7 protein-coding genes are annotated in these 6,048 nt (G+C 64.1%); 6 read left to right on the forward strand and 1 reads right to left on the reverse strand.

From position 1 onward, the window contains the following. Positions 1 to 56 precede the first annotated feature (56 nt). From KDH09_09415 to KDH09_09440, 6 genes are all read left to right on the forward strand, one after another. Complete coding sequence (locus KDH09_09415) at positions 57 to 620, forward strand: LemA family protein (GenBank protein ID MCB0219899.1); 564 nt, start codon at positions 57 to 59, stop codon at positions 618 to 620. 171 nt (positions 621 to 791) lie between these two features. Continuing rightward, the gene (locus KDH09_09420) at positions 792 to 1,817 is read left to right on the forward strand and encodes a M48 family metallopeptidase (GenBank protein MCB0219900.1); all 1,026 of its coding nucleotides are present in this window, start codon (positions 792 to 794) and stop codon (positions 1,815 to 1,817) included. A 64-nt stretch (positions 1,818 to 1,881) separates the two neighbouring features. Beyond that, a complete protein-coding gene (locus KDH09_09425; protein MCB0219901.1) occupies positions 1,882 to 2,139 on the forward strand; it encodes a type II toxin-antitoxin system Phd/YefM family antitoxin in 258 nt (85 codons plus the stop codon). Positions 2,140 to 2,145: 6 nt separating this feature from the next. Continuing rightward, positions 2,146 to 2,415 (forward strand): type II toxin-antitoxin system RelE/ParE family toxin, encoded by a 270-nt coding sequence (locus KDH09_09430; protein ID MCB0219902.1) that lies wholly within the window; start codon positions 2,146 to 2,148, stop codon positions 2,413 to 2,415. Further along, positions 2,412 to 3,983: a lipase maturation factor family protein gene (locus tag KDH09_09435; protein ID MCB0219903.1), complete on the forward strand. Its 1,572-nt coding sequence runs from the start codon at positions 2,412 to 2,414 to the stop codon at positions 3,981 to 3,983. Before KDH09_09430 ends, KDH09_09435 begins: the two co-directional genes overlap by 4 nt. Positions 3,984 to 4,054: 71 nt before the next feature. Continuing rightward, on the forward strand, positions 4,055 to 4,747 hold the full coding sequence (locus KDH09_09440) for a transglutaminase family protein (GenBank protein ID MCB0219904.1): 693 nt from the start codon (positions 4,055 to 4,057) through the stop codon (positions 4,745 to 4,747). Between the two features lie 288 nt (positions 4,748 to 5,035). Here KDH09_09440 and KDH09_09445 read toward each other — a convergent pair. Beyond that, a partial coding sequence (locus KDH09_09445; GenBank protein ID MCB0219905.1) for a hypothetical protein occupies positions 5,036 to 6,048 on the reverse strand: 1,013 nt, incomplete at its 5' end.

Genomic DNA, 6,048 nt, shown 5'->3' on the forward strand with positions numbered 1-6,048 from the left:
AGCGCAGGCAAATGGCAGCAAGCCCAAGCGCTTCGAGGCGGGGCGAAGGAGGGGTCATGCCCAACTGGTTGATTCTGCTCATCGCGATCGGCGTGCCGATCCTCATTTTCGTGTCCATGTACAACGCCCTGGTGGCGGGGAAGAACCTGGCAAAGAATGGCTGGGCGCAGATCGACGTGCAGCTCAAGCGCCGCGCCGACCTGATTCCCAACCTGGTGGAGACGGTCAAGGGCGCCATGAGTCACGAGCGCGAGACGCTCGAGGCCGTCATCGCCGCGCGCAACCAGGCCGTCAATCTCCAGGGCAGCGACGACCTGGTCGCCCGCGTAAAGGCCGAGGGCGCGCTTACGGGAATGATGACCCGCTTCATGGCCCTCATGGAGAAGTATCCCGACATCAAGGCGACCCAGAACGTCTCGCAGCTCCAGGAAGAACTCTCCAGCACGGAGAACCGCATCGGCTTTGCGCGCCAGCACTACAACGACGTCGCGACGAAGTTCAACACGCGCACCGAGCAGATCCCCTGGAACATCATCGCCGGCATGGGTGACTTCAAGCCCTTCCCCCTGTTCGAGGTGACTGAGACTGCAGAGCGTGAGGCGCCGAAGGTGAGTTTCTAGGAAACAGGATCTTTTCTTCCCGTCATCCCGAGCGAAGCCGAGGGATCTCGCAATTTCGTATCGGCGTTGCTTCCAATGATGACCGGCGATCATCCGCGGCTGCGAGATTCCTCCACTACGCTTCGCTCCGGTCGGAATGACGGGTGATGGCTTGCTTGCGAGGTAGATGCAGTGCCGGTCAATTTCCACGAACTCCAGGCAAAGAACCGCCGCCGAACGGTAGGGCTGGTGGCGTTCATGGTGTGCCTGCTGGTGCTGGCGGCCATGGCGCTCGAAGCGCGGCTGACCGGGCAGCTTCCGGTGTGGGATAGCTTTGATGCCTTCCTCGCCGCGCCGCCGGTCTTCGGACTCGCCGCGCTGGGGCTCTCGCTGGGATACGCCGGGGTGAGCTACTTCGCCGGCGCGCGCACGGTGCTCTTTCTCTCCCGCGCGCGGCGGCTGGACCCGACCAAGCTCAAGGAACAGCAGTTCAAGAACGTGGCCGAGGAAATGGCCCTCGCGGCGGGGCTTCCCTGTCCCGAACTCTGGATCATGGCCGATGATGATCTCAACGCCTTTGCCACCGGCCGCGATCCCGCGCACGCCTCGATCGCGGTGACCCAGGGTCTGCTCGAGAACATGAACCGCGACGAGCTGCAGGCCGTCGTCGCCCACGAAATGGGGCACATTCGGAACCGCGACATCCTGCTCATGCTCTATGTCACCTGCATGCTCGGCGCGATTTTGCTGATCACGGAGATCATCCTGCGCAGCTTCCGCTTCGGCGGCGTGCGGCGCCGGTCCTCGAACCGCGACAATGGCGGGGGTGCAGCCATTGTGCTGGTCTTCGTGATCGTCGCGGCGATTGTCTCGTGGATCGTCTCGCGCATGGTGGCCATGGCCATCTCGCGAGAGCGCGAGTATCTGGCCGACGCCACCAGCGCCGAGCTCACGCGCAATCCCCAGTCGCTCGCCGACGCGCTCCAGAAAATCCACGCCGCGGTGCAACCCACGGCCGTTGCCTATCCGGCGACCGCGCCGCTCTTCATCGATGATCCCAAGGGCAGCAAGCTCAACAGCAAGGAAAGCCGGCTCGCCGGCCTGTTCAGCACCCACCCGCCCATCGACCAGCGCATCCGCCGGCTCGAAGCCATGGCCTTTGCCGATGCCAAGCGCGAGCGCGCGGCGCAGGGCCTCAATCCGCTGACGGGGCGGTAATTCCCTCAATTGCATCAACTATAATAGTTACTATAATTCATGGAGTTGAAGGAGGCCTTCGGTCATGAGCGAAAGCGAACACGTCTCGACCATGCGCGTGCGGCAGGAACTCGGTGACCTGCTCAACCGGGTAGCTTTGCGCCACGAACAATTCGTGATCGAACGCAAGGGCAAGCCGCTCGCCGCGCTTGTGCCGGTGGAGGTGATCGCCTTTCTCGAAGAACTCGAAGACCGACTCGACCTGGAGGAAGCGCGTGAGGTGCTTCGCAAGGGTGGGAAGACGAGTTCATGGGCCAAGGTGAAGCAGGAACTCGGGCTGTAATCGGAGATGGCGTGGAGCATCGAGCTTTCGAGCAGGGCCCGAAAGGACCTCGCCGCGCTGGATCGCCCCGTGCAGCGCCGAATTGCACGTGCGATTACAATGCTGGAAGATGATCCGCGCCCGCAGGCCTCACGCGCATTGAGCGGCGCGGACTCGGAGATTCGTCGCCTCCGCGTGGGCGACCACCGGATCATCTATGAAGTGCGCGACTCTGTATTGCTCGTGTTGATTATCAAAATCGGCCACCGCCGCGAGGTGTATCGGCGTATCCCATGACCCTGCTCTACGTTCCAAACACCCAGCCCGAGAATCACTACGTCACGCGGCGCTTACTGCTGGCCGGGCTCGGCTTTGTTTTTCTGGCGGCGTTCTGGTCGCTGTGGGTGCAGGTGATCGGACTCATCGGCGAGAACGGCATCGTGCCCTCGGGATACTTTCTGGAGCAATTCGCGAAGGAGCGCGGCATTGCGCGCCTGTGGGAGCTGCCCACCTGGCAGTGGATCATCGGAACGGGCGACTGGACGCTGCACTTCCTGTGCGCGGTAGGAGTGCTCGGCGCTGTTGCCATGATGGCGGGGCTCGCGCCCACGATCAGCGCCTTTGTCTGTTGGAGCGCCTACCTCTCGCTCTATGCCGCGGCGCCGCACTTTCTGAGTTTTCAGTGGGACATCCTGCTGCTCGAGGCCGGGTTCCTCGCCTTCTTTCTGGCGCCCCCCTTTGCGGCAAAGCTGACAAAGGAAACTCCCGCGCCCAGCGTGCTCGTCATCTGGCTCTTCCGCTTTCTCATCTTCAAGCTGATGTTCAGCTCCGGCGTGGTAAAGCTCTCCGGCGGCGATGTCACCTGGCGGGATCTCACCGCGCTGTCCTACCACTATGAGACGACCTGTCTGCCCGCGTGGACCGGCTGGCTCATGCACCAGATGCCGCTGTGGTTTCACAAGGCCTGCGCGCTGGGCATGTTCGCGATCGAGCTCATCGTGCCCTTCGGGATTTTTCTGGGTCGCCTCCCGCGCGTCATTGCGGCGGTTGCCTTTGTCGGGCTGATGGCGTTTATCGGGCTGACCGGGAACTACGGGTTCTTCAATCTGCTCACCATCGTGCTGTGCATCCCGCTGCTCTGCGATGATCTCTGGCCCGCCGCGCTGCGTGCGCGCTTTGCGCCCGATGCGGCCGCGCCGCCCGCCTGGCCCGAAGACGTGGAAGCGCGCGGGGATGCACCGGCCTACAATGTCTGGGGCACTCCCTGGGGCGAGCGGCCCTGGCCGCGTCCCTTCCTGATCGGCCTCACCGTGTTCGTTCTGCTCTGCAACATCGTGCCGATGATCGGCACCTTCCGCCCGATGGGCGATGCGCCCGGCCCGCTCGCATGGGTCCACGAAATCCAGAGCCCCTTCCACATCGCGAGCCGCTACGGCCTGTTCGCGCGCATGACCACGCAGCGCCCGGAGATCATCTTCGAGGCGAGCATGGACGGCGACGTCTGGCATCCCTACGAACTTCCCTACAAGCCCGGCAACCCCGCGCGCCGACCGGGGCTCTACGGCCTGCACATGCCGCGCCTGGACTGGCTGATGTGGTTCGCCGCGTTGGGCGATCCGCGCCGCGACTGGTGGACGAGCAAGCTGGCCTACCGCCTGCTCACCGCGCAGCCCGAAGTGCTGAACCTGTTCGAGCAGGTGCCCTTCAAGGAAAAACGCCCGCGCTACGTACGCGCGTTGCTCTACGACTATCACTTCACCGACTGGAGCGATGAATCGGGAAACTGGTGGCGCCGCGATCTGATCAGCGACTACCTGCCCGCCCTGGAACTCCGGCCCGACGGGCAGGTGCAGTTGGTAAGGTGACGCAAGGGGGCGGGCGCGCTAGCCTTCTATCAGCGCGCACCGCTTCGTGCGGGCGCGACGGAGGCGACCTCATGTCCCAGACCAGCGAAGATCTCAGCGAATACCTGAAACCCACCGACGCGATCGATTGCGATCATCCCGACGTCATCGCCTTTGCCAAAGAAACCGTCGGCGATGCGGGCGACGAGCGCGAGAAGGCGCGGCGGCTCTTTTATGCCGTGCGCGATTCGATTCGCTACAACCCGTATTCAGCGGACCTGAGCGCCGCCGGGATGAAGGCGTCCACCACGCTGAAATCAAAAGAGAGTTTCTGCGTGCCCAAGGCGGTGCTGCTCGCGGCGGCGGCGCGGGTGGTGGGAATCCCCTCGCGCCTTGGTTTCGCCGACGTGAAAAACCACCTGACTACCAAGCGCCTGCAGGAGAGCATGGACACCGACCTGTTCGTCTACCACGGCTACACCGAGCTCTACCTGGGCGGCAAGTGGATCAAGGTGACGCCGACCTTCAACCTCTCGCTGTGCGAGAAATTCGGCGTGCATCCGCTCGAATTCGACGGCGAGCACGAGTGCATCTTTCACGAATTCAGCAAGTCGGGCGGCAAGCACATGGAATACGTGCGCGAGCGCGGCAGCTACGCCGACCTGCCGCTCCAGGAAATCCTCGACGCCTGGGTGGAATACTACGGCACCGACTTCGGCGCGCGCATGCAGGAAGAGAAGAAACCCACCAGTGACTTCGAAGCCGAAGCGGCGGCGGAGAACTAGTAATCACCTCTCCCTTTGGGAGAGGTCGAGCGGAGCGAGTGAGAGGGTTCCGTTATTGAAGTCGGGTGTTGCGCCCAAACCCTCATCCGGCCTTCGGCCACCTTCTCCCAAAGGGAGAAGGGAAGGGCGTCGGGGCGAGGCATGGCTCGTCCTTTTTGAAGCCCACAAAAAAACCGCGGCACCTTGCGGCGCCGCGGCTCCCCCATCCCCCTGCCTTGGCCGTGCTCTGCTTGGTTGCGCTCCCTGGGGCGCACAGATCACGGGCAGGGAAAAACTTTCCCGGTTGTCCTACGGATTGGTGCGAATGGTGATGATGCCGATGCTTCGGCTCAAACCGCGCGCCGTTCCGAAGAGTCTTTCAAGTCCCGCCGCAGTGAAATCATAGGAGATATTTTCGGCCGTGTCATAGCGCAGGTCGTCAAAGGTGACGATGCCCTCCACGGCGGTCCGGGTGGTGGTTCCGGTGATGATACCCGTGCCGCTGGTGAGCTCGATGGTCACCGCCACGGGCATCGCCGGGTTGGTGACCAGGCGGCCTTCCTCGTCCTCGATGCGCAGGCTGAAGGGCTGCCAGAGCCCCCCCACGGCCTCGAAGGGAGGCGCCGGGTCCTCGAAGCGCATGCGCACCGGGGTGGTGCCTTCTTCGAGCACGGTGACGAAGCTGCGCGGGGATTCCTGGATTCCCGCGCCGGTAAAACTCACCTGCACGCCCGAGGCCGTATCGAAGCCGATGTCGGAGAAAGTCGCGATGCCGTCGGCGGCGCTCAGTGAGAGCGTGCCCGAGAGCGCGCCGCCCCCGCCGCCGCTGGCAACGCCGAGGGTGACTGTGTCGCTCACGCCGCGGGCGAGCCTGCCGTCGATTCCCACGATGCGCGCGGCAAAGGGCGCCCATGTCGCGCCCGTCGTCTCCAGCGCGCGGGGCGCTTCATGGACGAGCAGGCGCAGCGGCGTTGCCGTCACCACGTCGATGGGCTCCATCGCAATGCCCATCAGCCCCGAGGAATCGGCGTTGATCTCGATGAGTTCCACCAGGTCATAGGAAACCCCGCTGAACACGGCCGTGCCGTTGACCACCGGGCGGGTGAGGGTGCCGTCGAGCTTGTCGCTGCCGGTGGCCAGCGAGAGCGTCACGCTGCCCGATGCGCCGGGAATGCGCCGACCGCTGGCATCCTGAACTTCCACGGTAAAGGGCGGCCAGAATGTGCCCGCTTCCTGCATGGCCAGCGGCGCGATGCCGAAGCCAAGTTGTACCGCACCGGCGGCGGCCACGTCCGTGGCAAGGCCGGTGATGGTGGTAACGC

Source organism: Chrysiogenia bacterium (genome assembly GCA_020434085.1).
Classification (GTDB): Bacteria; JAGRBM01; JAGRBM01; order JAGRBM01; family JAGRBM01; genus JAGRBM01.

Excerpts from the sequence above, each read along its gene's own strand:
- KDH09_09425 (MCB0219901.1), top strand. The coding sequence starts at position 1,882 with ATGAGCGAAAGCGAACACGTCTCGACCATGCGCGTGCGGCAGGAACTC.
- KDH09_09415 (MCB0219899.1), top strand. The coding sequence starts at position 57 with ATGCCCAACTGGTTGATTCTGCTCATCGCGATCGGCGTGCCGATCCTC.
- KDH09_09435 (MCB0219903.1), top strand. The coding sequence starts at position 2,412 with ATGACCCTGCTCTACGTTCCAAACACCCAGCCCGAGAATCACTACGTC.
- KDH09_09430 (MCB0219902.1), top strand. The coding sequence starts at position 2,146 with ATGGCGTGGAGCATCGAGCTTTCGAGCAGGGCCCGAAAGGACCTCGCC.
- KDH09_09440 (MCB0219904.1), top strand. The coding sequence starts at position 4,055 with ATGTCCCAGACCAGCGAAGATCTCAGCGAATACCTGAAACCCACCGAC.